Source organism: Catenibacterium faecis (assembly GCF_014306455.1).
Taxonomy (GTDB): domain Bacteria; phylum Bacillota_I; class Bacilli_A; order Erysipelotrichales; family Coprobacillaceae; genus Catenibacterium; species Catenibacterium mitsuoka_A.
In genome coordinates this window covers 1-930 of sequence record NZ_JACRWG010000146.1, presented here as the reverse complement: position 1 = coordinate 930, position 930 = coordinate 1, and the positions used below count along the sequence as shown (strand labels likewise).

The following is a 930-nucleotide window of genomic DNA, read 5'->3' as shown; positions in this document are numbered from 1 at the left end:
GTAAGCACCCATGATATGATTTTTCTTGAAAACAGGTCCATTACGCTTGTTAAATAAACAAAGCCATCATCATATGTCCATATATAAGTTATATCTGTACACCATGCTGCATCTGGCGATGCTGGATCAAAGTCTCTTTTCAAGATGTTTCTTAATCTGTTAGAGAAGTTCTTTGATACTGTTGTTTTTGTCCATGGCTTTATGTAATGTGCTTTTATATGCATTTCATGCATATAATTTCCTACTGTTTTCTCCGATATCACATGTCCTTTTTTCTTGAGCTCTTCGGTTATTTTTGGTGCACCATAAATCTCGTGGCTTTCCTCATGTATTTTGCTGATTTCTTTTTTTACAGACTCCCTGCGCTTGCTGGATTCCGAGGGCTTTCTGCAGAGCCAGCTTTTAAATCCACTTCTCGATACACCAAGTATTTCAGTTATAGCTCTTAAAGAGACACGTCGGACATCTGCAGTTTCTTCCAGGTACTCCTTGATAGCCTCATAAAGTACTTTTACTGGCTGCTTATAATGCTCATAGCTTTTTTTAATATTTCAACAGCATCTTTAAGATCTCTGTTTTCCTTTTTTAGACGTGCTAATTCTTTGGCTTCATCACTTGAAAAATTGCCTGATCCTCTGAATAAATTACTATCTTCATTTTCATTCTTAGCTTCATCAAACTGTTTGCACCATCTATGGATTGAACTATTGGAAACTCCTAGATTATCAGCAACCTGTTGAAAAGTAAGTTCAGGATGATCCTTTCTATATTGAACTGCATCCAATTTAAACTGTTTGTCTATCACTTTATTTTCTGACATGTTTAACACCTCTATTTTCATGTTTCAGACTAGTATTCTTTCGAATGTTTTTCAATTCTTTTTTTAGATATTTTCTCTATTTGACTGGCACTAAATTTATACTAGCCCCA

Annotated in this window: 1 protein-coding gene and 2 pseudogenes; all 3 read right to left on the bottom strand. The window is 35.1% G+C overall.

Annotated features, from left to right (window positions below):
• Positions 1-233: pseudogene (locus tag H8909_RS13570) on the bottom strand (DDE-type integrase/transposase/recombinase); the annotation flags it as partial.
• 30 nt (positions 234-263) lie between these two features.
• Positions 264-311: pseudogene (locus H8909_RS13855) on the bottom strand (hypothetical protein); the annotation flags it as partial.
• Between the two features lie 200 nt (positions 312-511).
• Positions 512-820: a transposase gene (locus tag H8909_RS13180; protein ID WP_187013149.1), complete on the bottom strand. Its 309-nt coding sequence runs from the start codon at positions 818-820 to the stop codon at positions 512-514.
• Positions 821-930: the final 110 nt, after the last annotated feature.

Bases quoted from the DNA above. Each gene is read 5' to 3' on its own strand.
- H8909_RS13180 (WP_187013149.1), bottom strand. From the start codon at position 820: ATGTCAGAAAATAAAGTGATAGACAAACAGTTTAAATTGGATGCAGTT.